The 15,723-nt window shown below is 48.8% G+C and carries 15 protein-coding genes and 1 tRNA gene; 5 read left to right on the top strand and 11 right to left on the bottom strand.

The window, feature by feature from the left end:
* From cysG to IT527_RS08575, 6 genes are all read right to left on the bottom strand, one after another.
* The coding region (gene cysG, locus IT527_RS08600) for a siroheme synthase CysG (protein ID WP_292968123.1) at positions 1 to 1,097 on the bottom strand (1,097 nt) is incomplete at its 3' end.
* Positions 1,098 to 1,139: 42 nt separating this feature from the next.
* Entirely contained in the window at positions 1,140 to 2,096 is a 957-nt protein-coding gene (locus IT527_RS08595; RefSeq protein ID WP_292968125.1) for a PstS family phosphate ABC transporter substrate-binding protein, read from the bottom strand.
* Between the two features lie 170 nt (positions 2,097 to 2,266).
* Positions 2,267 to 3,646 carry a phosphoglucosamine mutase gene (glmM, locus tag IT527_RS08590; protein WP_292968122.1) on the bottom strand — a complete coding sequence of 460 codons (1,380 nt, stop codon included), beginning with the start codon at positions 3,644 to 3,646 and terminating at the stop codon, positions 2,267 to 2,269.
* 56 nt (positions 3,647 to 3,702) lie between these two features.
* Positions 3,703 to 4,596, bottom strand: coding sequence for a dihydropteroate synthase (gene folP, locus IT527_RS08585; RefSeq protein ID WP_292968121.1), 894 nt, complete (start codon positions 4,594 to 4,596; stop codon positions 3,703 to 3,705).
* 21 nt (positions 4,597 to 4,617) lie between these two features.
* Positions 4,618 to 6,540 (bottom strand): ATP-dependent zinc metalloprotease FtsH, encoded by a 1,923-nt coding sequence (ftsH, locus tag IT527_RS08580; protein WP_292968120.1) that lies wholly within the window; start codon positions 6,538 to 6,540, stop codon positions 4,618 to 4,620.
* 85 nt (positions 6,541 to 6,625) lie between these two features.
* Complete coding sequence (locus tag IT527_RS08575; RefSeq protein WP_292968119.1) at positions 6,626 to 7,246, bottom strand: RlmE family RNA methyltransferase; 621 nt, start codon at positions 7,244 to 7,246, stop codon at positions 6,626 to 6,628.
* A gap of 32 nt (positions 7,247 to 7,278) precedes the next feature.
* Between IT527_RS08575 and yhbY the strand changes: the two genes are divergently transcribed.
* The 4 genes from yhbY (at position 7,279) to IT527_RS08555 (ending at position 10,069) form a co-directional block, all read left to right on the top strand.
* Positions 7,279 to 7,671: a ribosome assembly RNA-binding protein YhbY gene (gene yhbY, locus IT527_RS08570; protein ID WP_292968118.1), complete on the top strand. Its 393-nt coding sequence runs from the start codon at positions 7,279 to 7,281 to the stop codon at positions 7,669 to 7,671.
* Between the two features lie 239 nt (positions 7,672 to 7,910).
* Positions 7,911 to 8,321: a CBS domain-containing protein gene (locus tag IT527_RS08565; RefSeq protein ID WP_292968117.1), complete on the top strand. Its 411-nt coding sequence runs from the start codon at positions 7,911 to 7,913 to the stop codon at positions 8,319 to 8,321.
* Complete coding sequence (locus tag IT527_RS08560) at positions 8,318 to 8,701, top strand: CBS domain-containing protein (RefSeq protein WP_292968116.1); 384 nt, start codon at positions 8,318 to 8,320, stop codon at positions 8,699 to 8,701. The genes IT527_RS08565 and IT527_RS08560 overlap by 4 nt, the downstream gene beginning before the upstream one ends.
* Positions 8,702 to 9,109: 408 nt before the next feature.
* On the top strand, positions 9,110 to 10,069 hold the full coding sequence (locus tag IT527_RS08555; RefSeq protein WP_292968115.1) for a glutathione S-transferase family protein: 960 nt from the start codon (positions 9,110 to 9,112) through the stop codon (positions 10,067 to 10,069).
* Positions 10,070 to 10,100: 31 nt separating this feature from the next.
* Here IT527_RS08555 and IT527_RS08550 read toward each other — a convergent pair whose 3' ends face one another.
* From IT527_RS08550 to IT527_RS08530, 5 genes are all read right to left on the bottom strand, one after another.
* A complete protein-coding gene (locus IT527_RS08550) occupies positions 10,101 to 11,105 on the bottom strand; it encodes a class 1 fructose-bisphosphatase (protein WP_292968114.1) in 1,005 nt (334 codons plus the stop codon).
* A gap of 89 nt (positions 11,106 to 11,194) precedes the next feature.
* On the bottom strand, positions 11,195 to 12,757 hold the full coding sequence (locus tag IT527_RS08545) for an amino acid permease (protein WP_292968113.1): 1,563 nt from the start codon (positions 12,755 to 12,757) through the stop codon (positions 11,195 to 11,197).
* A gap of 51 nt (positions 12,758 to 12,808) precedes the next feature.
* Complete coding sequence (locus tag IT527_RS08540; RefSeq protein WP_292968112.1) at positions 12,809 to 13,693, bottom strand: recombination-associated protein RdgC; 885 nt, start codon at positions 13,691 to 13,693, stop codon at positions 12,809 to 12,811.
* 174 nt (positions 13,694 to 13,867) lie between these two features.
* Positions 13,868 to 13,943 (bottom strand) — tRNA-Arg (locus IT527_RS08535).
* 75 nt (positions 13,944 to 14,018) lie between these two features.
* On the bottom strand, positions 14,019 to 14,822 hold the full coding sequence (locus tag IT527_RS08530; protein ID WP_292968111.1) for an outer membrane protein assembly factor BamD: 804 nt from the start codon (positions 14,820 to 14,822) through the stop codon (positions 14,019 to 14,021).
* Here IT527_RS08530 and IT527_RS08525 point away from each other — a divergent pair.
* A partial coding sequence (locus tag IT527_RS08525) for an RluA family pseudouridine synthase (RefSeq protein ID WP_292968124.1) occupies positions 14,821 to 15,723 on the top strand: 903 nt, incomplete at its 3' end. The genes IT527_RS08530 and IT527_RS08525 overlap by 2 nt on opposite strands.

Genomic DNA, 15,723 nt, shown 5'->3' with positions numbered 1-15,723 from the left:
GTGTTGTCTTTCAGATGTCCCGTCACAAAGACACAGGATTGTGCATGATCACGGTGGGTCAGGGGAATCCCTGCATAACTGGCCACGCCTGAAGCCGCCGTGATCCCGGGAACCACCTGAAACGGAATGTGGTGTTGCGACAGGGTTTCGATTTCCTCACCCCCTCGCCCGAAAATAAAGGGATCTCCTCCTTTCAGGCGCAGAACGTGTTTACCCTCCTGGGCGAGCTTTACCAGCAGTTCATTGATCGATGTCTGCGGCAGGGTATGCTGATTACGCACTTTTCCAACATAGATGCGCGTTGCATCCTGTCTGACCATATCGAGAATGGCGGGAGAAACCAGCCGGTCATAGATGACCACATCCGCCTGCTGCATCAGGCGCATGGCCCGGAAAGTGAGCAAATCGGGATCACCCGGGCCTGCACCCACCAGATAAACTTCTCCGGTCGGAAACTGATCGGTACTGTTTTCCAATGCTTCTGACAGATAATCCTGTGCAGCCTGATCTCTGCCGGCGAAAACCATTTCTGCAAACGGCCCCTGCAGCATTTTCTCCCAGAAAAAACGACGATTCTCCTGATGGATAAAACGTTGTCTGACCTTGCCACGAAACTGTGCGGCATACTCGGCCAGCCGACCATAGGCAGCAGGAATCAGCGCTTCCAGCCGCGAACGTAACAGCCTCGCCAGTATCGGAGAAGTACCACCACTTGAAACCGCAACGATGATCGGAGAACGGTCAAGAATAGACGGCATGATGAAGGTACATAAATCCGGGTTGTCTACGATATTTACCGGAATGTCTGCTTTCCTGGCGGCAGCGGAGACTGCCTGATTCACTTCATGATCATTGGTGGCAGCAATAGCCAGCGCCATATTCAGTAAATGCGCCGGTCGAAAAATTTCAGCAATGTGTGTAATTGTTTGCGATTGTTGCAGCAGATTACCCAGTTCATCGTTGATAACAGGTGATACCACGTGAACACAGGCACCTGCCCGCAGCAGCAGCCTGGCTTTACGAACAGCAACATCGCCTCCCCCCACTATCAGACAATTACGCCGCCTGATATCAAAGAAAACAGGTAAATAATCCATAACAGAAAATAATGACGATAGCCAGTTGTGGAAATCAGTCCGTTATTGAGTACGTTCGCGTTTATACAGTTCCTCAATACTTAATCCCATACCGGCCTCGCCTCCAAATGCAGTACCTGGATTTTTACTGCGGAAATGTTTGATATTGAAGTCATAAAACTCCTTTTTCAGAGGGAAATATCTGACTTCCTCAACCAGCTGCTGTGCATGTTGCATATAAAAGGTGACAAATTCTCCGATTTCCGGTTTATCTGCCGATTTTATATTCACATAGATAAAGAGGGGGCGCGATAACGGCTGGTAACTTCCATTCTGCACCGTAAGCATTGAGGGAAGGATACCGCCATTACCATTATCGATTGCGACTGCCTTCAGCTTTTTGTTGTTTTCAATGTAGTAGGCATAGCCAAAGAAACCCAGTGCATACAAATCACTTGCCACTCCCTGTACAAGTACGTTGTCATCCTCGGAAGCCGTAAAATCTCCTCGACTGGATTTTACCTTACCGACCACGGCTTCCGTGAAATAGTCGAACGTACCTGAATCCGCTCCCGCACCGAAGAGTTTGATTTTGGCATCAGGCCAGGCTGGATTGATCTGGTTCCAGCTCACTATTTTTTCCTGCGCTGCCGGTTCCCAGATTTTTTTCAATTCGGCTATCGTCATGGACTGAATCCAGTTATTCCCGGGATTAACCGCCACGGTCAGGGCATCGAAAGCAATCGGTAATTCTATGAACTGTATGCCATTTTTCCGGCACTGTTCCATTTCGGAAGACAGGATTGGACGAGATGCATTCACAATATCAACTTCATTCCGGCAGAACTTTTTAAATCCGCCACCTGTACCGGAAATACCGGCGGTAACCATAATGGCTCCCTTTTTGGCAATCTGAAAATCTTCTGCAACAGCCTCTGTAATCGGAAAAACCGTACTCGAGCCATCAATTTTGATAAGCGGTCTGGCAAAAACCATCGTGCCAGATCCACCCAGAAGCATAAAACCAAAAATTAAAGTCAGTGTTCCGGTACTAAACCTTAATAAAGCATACGACATGGTAACCACCCTGTTTTCAGTAATTTAGAAATGGTAACTGCGACCCGGACTCCCGGGCAGCAATTCAATTCATAACAAGAATAAACAGGGGATGTTACAGATTTGTGATGATTTCAGTATTCGGTGGTTAAGGAAGTGGCTTCCTGACGGATCGTTTCCGCAATTTTTTCTGCCCAGTATTCAGTTTTTTGCGGTACTTTTCCTTCTACCATCACTCGGATCAGCGGTTCAGTTCCTGAAGCACGCAGCAATATACGTCCATCATTTCCCAGAGCCTGTTCTGCCTCTTTTTTACAGGATTCGACTACTGAATTAGTCCGGAAATCAAAATCTCTGGAAACCTTTACATTTATCAGCCGCTGAGGAAAGAAACTGATATCACGTGTGAAATCGGCCAGTGTCGAACCGGAATCGCGCAATGCGTACAAAACCTGCAGTGCTGAAATAATACCATCACCTGTTGTATGCTTATCCCGGCAAATAATATGACCGGAATTCTCGGCACCCAGATGCCAATCGTTCTTTTGCAGTAGTTCAGAAACATAGCGATCACCCACATTTGCCCGGGCAAATGGAATCCCCAGCCGCTCAAAAGCCTGTTCAACCGCCAGATTTGTCATGAGTGTTCCGGCCACTCCACCTTGTAATATACCGAGCTGCTGCCGATGTTTGGCAATAATGTAAGCAAGACTGTCGCCATCATAAAGCTCCCCTTCCCTGCTCACCATTAACACACGATCGCCATCACCATCCAATGCCACCCCAAGATCGGCCTTATATTGCAGGACTGAATCCTGCAGAGCCCTGATATAAGTCGCTCCACATTCATAGTTGATATTAAAACCATCCGGATTGGCATATGTTGTAACCACATCGGCACCCAGCTCATGCATCACATGCCCGGCAACGTTGTAATCCGCACCATTAGCGCAATCAACAACGATTCGTAATCCGCGCAGATCAAGCTGATTGGGGAAAGTACTCTTGCAGAACTCGATATACCGGCCGGCAGCATCCCTCAAGCGTTGAACTCTACCCAGCTTAATGGAAGGCGCTGTTTTTACAGGTAGCTCCAGTTCAGCCTCAATCTGGAGTTCCATACTGTCAGGTAATTTAGTACCCTCGGACGAGAAAAATTTGATCCCGTTATCATCAAACGGATTATGCGAAGCAGAGATGACTGCCCCTGCCTGAATACGTAAAGCCCGAACAAGATAAGCTACAGCAGGTGTCGGCAGAGGGCCGGATAACAGCACATCCACACCGGCAGCTGAAAAACCGGCCTCCAGTGCTGATTCCAGCATATAGCCGGATATTCTTGTGTCTTTACCTATCAGTATAGTTGGCCGTTTATCCGCAGCAGCCAGCTGACTGTCAGACGCCAGTAACACTTTGCCTACAGCGTAGCCCAGATGCAGAAAAAAGTCGGGAGTAATGGGAAATTCTCCCACCTTTCCCCGAATACCATCAGTACCAAAATATTTTTTTTTCATTTCAATATTTCTCATCAGTCAAATTTTGGAGTCATTATCACCACAGCCAACCATTATCAGGTTTGCGAATGCACCAGGAAACCCGGATAAATCAGATTTGCCGCAGAAAAAACTGAAAAAGCATCACGGGTAGCTTTAACATCATGCACCCGAACAATCCTGGCACCTTGCCCCACTGCCAGCAGTGCCGCAGCCACACTGGTATGGATACGATCATTCACAGTATTGCCTGTAATCATTCCCAGCATGGATTTACGCGACAACCCTGCCAGGATGGGAAGATTTATGGAAATAAGGCGACTCAGTTGGCGCAATAAATCAAGATTATGCTCAAATGTCTTCCCAAAGCCAAAACCGGGGTCAATGATAATACGATCCCGCTCAATTCCGGCTGATACAGCTGAGGCTATCCGTTGTTCCAGGAATAAGATGACTTCGGCAACCACATCAGAATATTGAGGATCGTGTTGCATCGTTTCCGGCCTTCCCTGCATATGCATAAGACAAACCATAACAGTGCTGTCCGCGATGGCTTCCAGTGCCCCAGGTGACTGCAATGCATTGATATCATTAACAAGATCAACTCCGGCAGTAATTGCAGTACACATAACTTCCGGCTTTGAAGTGTCAATTGATACCGGAATATTCATACGCAGGGCAAACTCGATAACTGGCATCACCCGGGCCAGTTCTTCATCCGCTCTTACAGGCTGACTCCCCGGACGGGTTGATTCTCCTCCAATATCAAGAATATCAGCTCCCTCCTGGATCAGACGCCTTGCCTGTTCAGTTGCTTTCTCTGTGGTATCAAAACGCCCGCCATCCGAAAACGAATCAGGCGTGACATTGATGACCCCCATAATCAGCGGACGATTTTCTTGAAGAATCTTTTGTAATCTGTTCACTTGAGCAAGAAAAATGGCCTGTGCATCACAAAACGTACAGGCCATTGAAAGGAAATAACTTGATTTTTAAATTTCTACTTTCTGAGTAGCGGGTGCCTCGGTTGTTGCCGGTTCACTTGTGGGCTGCTTCACCTCACCAGCTGATGACCCTTTATCCGACCGGGTAGAAGAAATTGGAGCCTGTGGTGGACGTGGCGGGCGACCTTCCATAATATCCTTGATCTGGTCACTGTCTATTGTCTCCCACTCAAGCAATGCCTGAGTCATTGCTTCGATTTTATCCTTATTCTCCTCAATCAGCTTGCGTGCAAGTGCATACTGTTCATCGATGACACGGCGAATTTCAGCATCCACCTTCTGCATGGTTGCCTCGCTTACGTTCTTCTGAGTGGTAACCGAACGACCCAGAAACACTTCACCCTCATTTTCAGCATATACCATAGGCCCCAGCGCTTCGGACATGCCCCATTGCGTCACCATCTTACGCGCGGTATCCGTTGCCCGTTCAAAGTCATTTGAAGCACCGGTAGTCATCTGGTTCATAAATACTTCTTCCGCAATACGACCGCCAAACATGACTGATATCGTTTGCAGTATCTGGTCACGATCCATGCTGTAACGATCTTCGGAAGGCAATTGCATGGTGACACCCAATGCACGACCGCGCGGGATAATCGACACTTTATGAACCGGATCAGTTTTAGGCAGCAGATAAGCCACAACTGCATGTCCGGATTCATGATAAGCCGTATTGCGACGCTCATTCTCCGGCATAACAACAGAACGTCGCTCCGCACCCATCAGAATCTTATCTTTTGCACGCTCAAAATCATCCATGTCAACCAGGCGTTTACCGGCGCGTGCAGCAAATAATGCAGCTTCGTTAACCAGATTGGCAAGATCAGCACCTGACATACCGGGCGTACCTCTGGCAAGAATACCGGCCTTGACATCGGGTGATATGGGGACCTTACGCATATGTACCTGCAGGATCTGTTCACGGCCGCGAATATCCGGCAATGGAACCACAACCTGCCTGTCGAACCGGCCCGGGCGCAACAGTGCGGGATCCAGTACATCAGGACGATTGGTGGCGGCAATGACAATTACACCCATATTACCTTCAAAGCCATCCATTTCAACCAGCAGCTGATTCAGGGTTTGCTCGCGCTCGTCATTCCCCCCTCCCAGTCCGGCGCCACGCTGGCGTCCTACGGCATCTATTTCATCAATAAAGATAATGCAAGGAGCATGTTTTTTCGCCTGCTCGAACATATCTCTCACTCTGGATGCACCCACACCCACGAACATTTCAACAAAATCCGAACCGGAAATACTGAAGAACGGCACCTTCGCTTCACCGGCAATTGCACGGGCAAGCAGCGTTTTCCCTGTTCCCGGATTACCGCACATTAAAACTCCGCGAGGAATACGCCCGCCCAGCTTCTGGAATCTGGACGGATCTTTCAGAAACTCCACCAGTTCAGCAACCTCTTCCTTGGCTTCTTCACAGCCGGCCACATCAGCAAAAGTTACATTATTACTTTTGTGATCTAGCATTCTGGCTTTACTTTTTCCAAATGAAAAAGCACCACCGTTACGCCCCCCTCCCTGCATCTGACGCATAAAAAAGATCCAGACAGCGATCAGCAGCAACATCGGGAACCAGGACACCAGTATGCTCATCAGCATAGATGGCTCTTCTTCCGGTTTTGCTTCCACCGCCACGCCCGCCTTTAGCAGATCACTGACCAGCCAGGGATCAGAAGGTGAATAAACAATAAACTGACGACCGTCCGATTTTGTCCCTCTCAAAGTTCGACCATCAATTACTACCTTGGCAATCCTGCCCTGGTGCATTTCACTGATAAATTGTGAATACTCCATGGGAGGTTGTGACGGCTGCCGTGTGGAAAACTGGTTGAATACTGTCATCAGTACCAAAGCAACCACCAGCCAGATGGCCATGTTTTTAATCAAATTATTCATATTAGCTCCTCAATTTTGCTTCTCGACGAAACCGATTTCTTGGAACACTACGGTTTACCTTTTACAAGGCTGTTATTGCAGTCTATCAGATTATTTTTTCCAGTCCCAGCAAATATAACTCTTTACTGCGATCTCGCGAGGCTTTGGGTTTTCTGATAACAACTTTTGCAAAATCGGCCTGCATCAGCCGGCGAAATGCTTCAAAGTCAGTGCCCTGGAAAACTTTGACAAGAAAATTTTTCCCGGGGTTCAAATGCTCACGACAAAACATCAAAGCAAGTTCAGCCAGATACATGCCCCGGGCCTGATCACTCACACGCACACCAGTAAGATTGGGCGCCATATCGGAAATTACAAGATCAGCACGCCTCCCGCCCAGCGCCGTTTCCAGTGTTGCCAGAATCTTATCTTCGCGAAAATCTCCCTGAATAAATGTCACACCAGGTAACGGTTGCATATCCAGCATATCCAGTGCAAAAATTTTTCCTGCCGGCCCGACCAGGTCGAGTGCCACTTGTGACCAGCTGCCTGGAGCGGCTCCAAGATCAACAACCGTCATCCCCGGGGTAAAAAGAGCATCATGCTCGGCAATTTCCTGCAATTTATACGCGGCACGCGAACGATAACCTTCCTGGTTAGCCTTACGGACAAAATTATCATTGATATGCGCTCTTATCCAGGCTCTGCTGGTTCTGGCTGATTTCATCAGGTAAAATCGAACTCTTTTAGGAAAGTTTAATGCTTGAACTCGATATGGCACAGCGCCGGCAACTTGTTGCCAGCGCACATCACCTAAATCCGGTGGTCATGATAGGCAAAGATGGTCTAACTGAAAATGTCATCAGTGAGCTGGATCGAAGTCTTTTAAAGCATGAGCTTATCAAGGTCAAGATTCTGGAAGGAGATCGGGATCAGAGAACTTCCCTGCTGGAGCAAATCTGCTTTTCACTGAATGCAACACCCGTCAGGCAAATTGGCAAGATTCTGATTATCTACCGGATAAATCCGGATAAAAAAATCGCCCGCACCCCCAGCTCGGATACTACCACTACCCAATCTCGCACAAAACCAAAACTCAAACCCCGGGTACACCCGACGCAGTCTGCAAAAAAAACAAGATCACGAAAATAAAAATCAGGACAGCAGTACTGCAAATATATCTTACTGCTTCCTCCCGATGATTCACTAAAAATCTGAAAATACAATCTGCAACAAACCCGAAACCCGGTACCTCAAAACGCACACCTTGTAACGTATACCTTGTTCTTCGAAAATAAACCGGTCTAAACCGGCCTTTACCCTGGCAAGATTCCCTAATATTCTGCGATCTGGTATAACTCAAACCCGTTCACGTACATGGAGATGTGTTTATGCGTACAAAGCTTGGTTTACCCATTCAGGAATTTACTACCCCTTTCCCGGTTACCGCCCGCGAAGACAGCTCTATTGAGGAATTACAGGCACTCATCAAAAATCTCAAGGTACGCCACATCCCCGTTATCTCGGATGGAAAAATTGTTGGCATTATCAGCGATCGGGATCTCAGAATTGTGTCGGCGCTCAATGCACGGGAAAAATTTCTGGTTAGTGCTTCAGATCTCATGACACCTGACCCGGTAACATTCCAGGGCAACACATCTATAGAAGATGTTATCCAGCAAATGGCAGAAAAAAAAATCGGCAGTGTGCTGGTTAGTGATGCCTCGGGAAATTTGCAAGGGATATTCACGGTAACTGATGCTCTGGGTATTCTGGTTGAAATATTGCGGGGAACGAAATGACGGTAGTACGTGATCTGATGACCCCAATGCCACAAACGATAGGATTTGATATTTCGGTGGAAAAGGCGCTGGTCATGATGGAAAAATGTACCTGCCATCACCTGCCTGTGCTGGAGGGCGGAAAACTGGTTGGTGTGCTGAGCGACAGGGATCTTTCAATGGCGCGATACAGTTCAGACAACATCAAAGCAGAGCATCTCGTCAAAGACATGATGACTGATACACCTGTCGTTATTGATCCTTCAGCTGAAATCAGCACCGCCATTCAAACCATGCTGGATAACAAAATCAATAGTCTTATCGTTAGAGCAGAAGGCAATCAGCCCTGGGGTATTCTGACCTCAACTGATCTGCTTCGTTATGTCATGGATAAAACCTGAGCCGCATTAGTAACGCAGACTCAACACTGCTCCAGTGAAAAAAGCCTGTACGGAAACTCCGTACAGGCCAGAAGGAAGGCCAGTTTGATTGGCCATTAGGGTTTACCGGTTGCGGAAATCCGCCTAAAAATATTGTCTATGGCACAAAATTTTCAAAATCGTTCAATAACAATCCAGATACTCTGAAACCGGATCAGCCTTTTGATGCGCTGAACACCCGGTCTGCCAGATTCAGATTGCTATCCGAATTAATCAGGTTCAATACTATAACGGGCAGATTTCAGCATTTTCTGGATAAAGGCCAGGTAGCCCCGCTTTATTACAATTATCCAGCCATATGCAGGAAACACACACCGAACCTTATCCTGCAAAATAGTACTTCACTCAATTAGCCCGGGAGATATGCGGATGGGACTTCTGATTAACGGAAAATGGCATGACCAGTGGTATACATTGCAAAATGGAGAGTTTATTCGTGAGAATGCCCGGTATCGCAACTGGGTTACTCACGACGGTCAACCCGGGCCAACCGGTGAAGGTGGCTTTACTGCAGAATCAGGTCGTTACCACCTGTTCGTATCACTGGCCTGCCCATGGGCACACCGTACTCTGATATTCCGTCACCTCAAGGATCTGGAAGCACATATCGACATTACGGTTGTTGATCCAAAAATGCTGGAACACGGCTGGGTATTCAGTGAAATCTCGCGTAACAACCCTGTATCCGGCCTGCAATATCTGCATCAACTCTATACCCGTACCCAGCCGGATTACACTGGCCGGGTTACTGTGCCGGTATTATGGGATAAGCAACGTAATACCATTGTCAGCAATGAATCAGCTGACATTATTCGCATGTTCAACAACGCATTTGACAGCTTGACCGGCAACCATCTCGATTTTTATCCGGAAACTTTACGCGGCGAAATCAATACCATAAATGAGCTGGTTTACCGGGATTTTAATAATGGTGTTTACAAAGCCGGTTTTGCAACAGACCAGCTTATCTACGAAAAGGCTTACGATCAGGTTTTTGGCAGGCTGGATAACATTGACAGCAGCCTGGAGGTGCGCCGCTATCTTGCAGGAGATCGCCTGACTGAAGCCGACTGGCGATTATTCACTACCCTGATCCGTTTCGATACCGTTTATTACAGCCATTTCAAGCTGAACAGACAGCGTATCGATGATTACCCGAATTTATCCAGCTATTTGCGAGCGCTATATCAGATACCGGGTATTGCCGGTACCGTAAATTTTGAACATATCAAAACTCATTATTACTATAGCCACCCAGCCATCAACCCAACTCGCATTATCCCGAAAGGACCGGATATCGACTACACCCGGCCGCATAACCGGGGGTAAATCTCCCCGGTAATACAGCAGCCGGGGATAATCAGCCCTTATGGTATCCCAGCACCACTTCAACTTCATTCTTCGAACCCAGGATGACCGGTACACGCTGATGCAGATCCTGCGGCAGAATGTCCAGAATACGTTCATACCCGGTTGAGGATAGCCCGCCAGCCTGCTCAACAATAAAGCTCATTGGATTGGCTTCATACATCAGGCGTAATCTGCCGGGCTTGGAAGGGTCCTTATTGTCGCGCGGATACATGAAAATGCCGCCACGGGTAAGAATACGATGCACTTCCGCCACCATCGAAGCCACCCAGCGCATATTGAAATCACGTCCGCGCGGCCCGGTACTGCCAGCCAGACATTCCGACACATAACGCTGTACCGGTGGTTCCCAGAAACGCTGATTGGATGCATTGATGGCAAACTCTCTGGTATCAGCAGGAATTTTCATGTTCGGATGGGTCAGCACAAACTCACCAATATCACGATCCAGCGTAAAACCATTCACACCATGGCCAGTGGTCAGCACCAGCATAGTAGATGAACCATATAACGCATAACCGGCACACACCTGTCTGGTACCGGGTTGCATAAAATCTTCCTTACTTGCAGCACGGCTCGGTGTGGGTGATCGCAAAATGGAAAAAATTGTCCCGACAGAAATATTGAGATCCACATTGCTGGAACCATCCAGCGGATCAAACACCAGCAGATATTTACCAAGCGGGTTGGGCGACGGAATCGAATAAACTTCATCCATTTCCTCCGATGCCATACCACACAGATGACCGGCCCATTCGTTGTTGCGGATCATGATCTCATTGGTAATCACATCCAGCTTCTTTTGCGTTTCCCCCTGGACGTTTTCCGTATCCAGCGCCCCCATCACACCAATCAGCGCTCCTTTGTTCACTGCATTGGAAATAGTCTTGATGGCAGTCACGATATCATTCAGTAACGCGGTGAAATCACCGCTCGCTCCCGCAATGTGGCGCTGCTCTTCAATAATGAACTGGGTCAGGGTAGTACCGGTATGCATCAGTCTTCCTCTTGAGAAATTAAAAAAGCATTAATTATACCGGTTTGGTAACCGTGGCGAGAATGTGAAAAACAACCTTCAATATGCTGTTATTTTCCCTCTTCGCCGTTTTCTTCGTCACAGTCCACAAGAGAGTGAATAGGCTCAATCAGATTCTCACCACCAGAAGGTGTGTCAATCCCCAGTACAACATGGCTTTTTCGGTAGCCATACAGAAAATAAAAAACCAGCCCGATCCCGGTCCAGACAGGAAACACCAGTTTGGCGTCGATTGGCAGAAACAGGAAAAGAATCAGGCAGCCAATGATAGCAAGTGGCCCGACCAGCCAGATTGCCGGGGTTTTGAAGGGTCTGATACGGTTTTTATCCCTGATCCGAAGCATCATGACAGATAGCGCCACCACCAGAAAAGCAAACAGGGTTCCGGAATTGGAAATGTTCGCCAGTTTGCCTACCGGCAAAAAGGCTGCAGCCAGCGTCACTACCACACCGGTAATCAGTGTAACAATATGCGGCGTTTTGAAACGGGGGTGGATACGGCTCAATATTTCCGGCAGCAGACCGTCACGCGACATAACAAAGAAAATACGTGTCTGCCCGTACAGCATGATCAGGATCACCGAAGGCAGCGCCAGAAAGGCAGCCAGACCAATCAGGTTGCCTATTTTCTCCCACCCGATTTCACGCAGCACATGCGCCAGTGCCTCATGTGAACAGACCACCGGCTGCTGACCTGCTGCTGCAAGCTGCTTGCATTGTGCGGCCATCTCTACAGAACCAGGCATGAAACCCTCACCTGCCTTATCAATCAGTGGCTGCGCGCCCATGGCACCAATCACCCCGGCTGAAATCAGCAGATAAAATACTGTGCAAATCAGCAATGCGCTGATAAGTGCGATCGGAACACTGTGTTGCGGGTTTTTGGTTTCTTCCGCCGCGGTTGATACCGCATCAAAACCGACATAGGCAAAAAAAATGGAAGCTGCAGCTGCCACAACGCCAGAAGTGCCCAATGGCAGGAAAGGATCGAAGTGACTCATATCGGCAACCGGCAAAACCAGTGCAATAAACACCGTCAGAGCAACAATTTTGACCGCTACCAGGATGGCATTAACCGTCGCACTTTCCCGCGTACCGATAATCAGCAGACCAATTACCAGCAAACAAATAACAACCGCCGGCAGGTTAATGATACCCCCGGCAAACGGGCCATTCGCCAGCGCATAGGGTATTTCAAGCCCCAGCGAGGAATTATTCAGTAACCCTGTAAAGTAACCCGACCAGCCCACGGCTACCGCACTGGCGGCAACGGAATATTCCAGTATCAATGCCCAGCCCACCATCCATGCAATCAGTTCACCCAGCACTGCATAAGAATAAGTATAAGCAGAGCCGGATACCGGCACCATCGAAGAAAGCTCCGAATAGCAGAGTGCTGCCACCGCACAAACAAAACCGGCGATGACAAAGGAAATCATCATCCCCGGGCCGGCTTTCTGTGCCGCTTCAGCAGTCAGTACAAAAATCCCCGTACCGATAATTGCCCCAACTCCCAGTAGCGTCAACTGCCACACACCCAATGAACGATGGAGGCTTTTCTTTTCGGCTGTCGCCAGAATGGCATCCAGTGATTTGACGCGCCAGAAGATCATGAATTTTCTCCTTCCACAAAAACCATGCTGTAACCAGCCGCCACCAATAGTTCATTCATCGGCAGATCCGCCAAGTGCATCCACTAATTCAGGCAAAAGCTGCCTCAATTCAGCCGTCATCAGAAAAAAACTGCTGCCAAACTGCTCTTCAGCTGTTTCTGCCGGTTCCCGATCAATATCAAGCAGACTCAGCCGCTTCAACTGCAGATTTTCATCAAGAACAAACGAAATCCTGTCCCGCCAGGTCATTGCCAGTCTGATGACTTCCTTGCCGGTACGAACATGCCGGGCGATCTCCTGTGGATCAGGCGACTGGCGGATGTAGTTCACTGAAATTTTTTTATCCTCACGACTGCGAAACATGCTGTCGCTATCAACAGAAAAAATTGCAGGTGGCTCATCACCTGAAACCCACGCTGTCATGGCAGATGCTGGCGCCATATTTGTTCTGATGCGCCTGAGCCCAAAACCGGTTGATTTAATGAATGCTTCAATCAGCGTATCTGCTTTGGAACCACTGGCACCTTCAACAATAAACCAGCCATCTACCGGATCAACCCATGCGTGGTTACGCTGCCGAACCGCAAATGCACGCGATAACAGTTCGCGATAAACCGCCTCTCTGATTTCTTTCATCTGTTTGCGGCCAGGTGTGTAACCCTGATGCAGTTCCAGTTCCCGGGCACGCTCTCTGGCCAGCTGATTGACAACAGAGGCAGGCAGCAGCTTTTTCTCGGTTCCCAGTGCAATCAGCATCTGCTGCCCGTAGCTGTAAACCAGACCGGCTTCCTCGATTCCCGGTGGCACCCAGCCCCGGCTCTGTGGCTCCAGTCCAAGACAGCCCTGCAAAGCCTGCCTGGCCAATTGTTCTTCAAGTGCTGCCGGAGTAATCTCCCCATCAGCAAGACGATAAATCAGTAAGTTTCTAAACCACATGGTTTTGTATTATCCCGGAAACCGCTATTCCAATTTTCTGTACCTGCTAATAAATTTACAGAATCAGGAAAACAGGGAAAAAATGAAAACTGCAGGAAGGTACTGCCCGGATAATAAATACTGTTTGATTCTGATGATGCTGAAACAAAAATCATTTGTTTATAAACCGGGTTTTGGCGCCCTGGAGACGAATCGAACGTCCGACCTACCCCTTAGGAGGGGGTTGCTCTATCCCCTGAGCTACCAGGGCGGGGGCTGCATTTTACGCTAAAACCCGGAGTGAACGAAGCACACCATTTTCCCCGGAAACAGAAAAATCGGCCTGTTACCAGACCTCCCACCAGGATTTTTCTTTAACCATCCCGGAATCCGTAAGATAAGCGCTTTCCGGGAAATTTTTTCTGATGACTTTTTCTGTATCTTCACGCAAATCAGCCATTCCAAGTTCGCCATAAGCAATTGCCATGATATACAGCGCTTCCTCCGTAGCAGGAGTTTGCGGGTACTCCTCCATTACGAACTGCGCACGTTTGATTGCCGCCACATAGGCTTTTCGCTTCATATAATAGCGGGCAACATAAATTTCACCTCTTGCCAGCGCATTAACCAGATAAGCCATGCGCTGAAGTGCATCAGGCGTGTATTTGCTGTCAGGATAACGTGTTACCAGCTGCTTCAGGGCTTCAAATGATTCCCGCGAAGCCTTGGCATCCCGTTCACTCATATCCTGCTTGATAATCTTGTGTGTAACGTACCCCAGCAATCCCTGATCATCGTTAAAGCTTGCCAGCCCCTTGATATAATAGGCATAGTCTATATTCTGGTGGTGCGGGTAAAGCTGGATAAACCGGTCTGCAGCAGCAATCGCTGAGGCATGCTCCTGATCTTTATAGTAGGCATAGGCGATTTCGAGCTGTGCCTGCTGGGCGTAGCGCCCGTAGGGATAACGGGCCTCCAGCGCCTCAAACAGTTTTACGGCAGCGGAGTAATTGCCTTCGTTAAGCTCATTTTTGGCCTCAACATAAAACTTGCTTGCCGACCACCGGCTGTTATCAACCGTTTTCTCGGACAAAATGCCGCATGCTGCCAGCAATACCACCAACCATCCAACCAAAAATTGTCGCAGCATTATGAATCGTCTCATTAACGAGCAAGATGGGCGTGATTATAGCGCAAAGCCTGATTTTTCAGCAGCTAACGGCCGGGAGAATGAGAACATCATTGATCTGACAATACCGGATAACCTCGCTGGACTACGCCTGGATCAGGCATTGGCGCAGCTGTTTCCCCAATGGTCACGCAGCCGGCTACAGGGTTGGATCGAACAAAACCACGTCAGGGTGGACGGTCTGGCCGCAACTTCAAAACAAAAGGTATGGGGAGGCGAAGCAATTTGTGTTATCACCAGCCCGGTTGAGAGTGACCAAAACCACCAGGCGGAAGCCATTCCGCTCAATATCGTGTTTGAGGATGACCACCTGCTTGTCATCAACAAACCCGCCGGGCTGGTCGTTCATCCCGGCAACGGCAACTGGCACGGAACCCTGCTGAACGCACTGCTCAACCACGCTCCGCAGCTTGGCCGGATACCGCGTGCCGGCATTGTGCACCGGCTGGATAAAGATACCACCGGCCTGCTGGTTGTCGCCAAAACAATTGAAGCACAATTTGATCTGGTCAGGCAGCTGCAGCAACATGCGGTCAAGCGCCACTATCTCGCACTTGTGCTGGGCAATGTTGAGAAAGATGGCACAGTAGATGCACCAGTCGGCAGACATCCCGTCCATCGCACCCGTATGGCAGTCGTGCAAAATGGCAAACCGGCTCGTACACATTACCGGATACTGGAAAAGTTTACCGCCAGCACATTGCTGCATTGCAGCCTGGAAACCGGGCGTACACACCAGATACGCGTTCACCTGATGTCCATTGGCTACCCGCTCGCGGGAGATCCGGTGTACGGCAAACCTTCTCCTGACCCGTCAGCAGCCCGCATAATCGCACAGCTGCCAAGGCAGGCGCTGCATGCC

Origin of the sequence: Nitrosomonas sp. (assembly GCF_020852615.1) — a bacterium.
In the GTDB taxonomy this organism is placed as follows: Bacteria; Pseudomonadota; Gammaproteobacteria; order Burkholderiales; family Nitrosomonadaceae; genus Nitrosomonas.
Note: the sequence above shows the minus strand (reverse complement) of the source record. Positions and strands in the feature narration are given on the sequence as shown.

Coding starts and splice junctions, on each gene's coding strand:
- IT527_RS08595 (WP_292968125.1), bottom strand. CDS start 2,096: ATGCTTCTGGGTGGATCTGGCACGATGGTTTTTGCCAGACCGCTTATC.
- glmM (WP_292968122.1), bottom strand. CDS start 3,646: ATGAAAAAAAAATATTTTGGTACTGATGGTATTCGGGGAAAGGTGGGA.
- folP (WP_292968121.1), bottom strand. CDS start 4,596: ATGGCCTGTACGTTTTGTGATGCACAGGCCATTTTTCTTGCTCAAGTG.
- ftsH (WP_292968120.1), bottom strand. CDS start 6,540: ATGAATAATTTGATTAAAAACATGGCCATCTGGCTGGTGGTTGCTTTG.
- IT527_RS08575 (WP_292968119.1), bottom strand. CDS start 7,246: ATGAAATCAGCCAGAACCAGCAGAGCCTGGATAAGAGCGCATATCAAT.
- yhbY (WP_292968118.1), top strand. CDS start 7,279: ATGCTTGAACTCGATATGGCACAGCGCCGGCAACTTGTTGCCAGCGCA.
- IT527_RS08565 (WP_292968117.1), top strand. CDS start 7,911: ATGCGTACAAAGCTTGGTTTACCCATTCAGGAATTTACTACCCCTTTC.
- IT527_RS08560 (WP_292968116.1), top strand. CDS start 8,318: ATGACGGTAGTACGTGATCTGATGACCCCAATGCCACAAACGATAGGA.
- IT527_RS08555 (WP_292968115.1), top strand. CDS start 9,110: ATGGGACTTCTGATTAACGGAAAATGGCATGACCAGTGGTATACATTG.
- IT527_RS08550 (WP_292968114.1), bottom strand. CDS start 11,105: ATGCATACCGGTACTACCCTGACCCAGTTCATTATTGAAGAGCAGCGC.
- IT527_RS08545 (WP_292968113.1), bottom strand. CDS start 12,757: ATGATCTTCTGGCGCGTCAAATCACTGGATGCCATTCTGGCGACAGCC.
- IT527_RS08540 (WP_292968112.1), bottom strand. CDS start 13,693: ATGTGGTTTAGAAACTTACTGATTTATCGTCTTGCTGATGGGGAGATT.
- IT527_RS08530 (WP_292968111.1), bottom strand. CDS start 14,822: ATGCTGCGACAATTTTTGGTTGGATGGTTGGTGGTATTGCTGGCAGCA.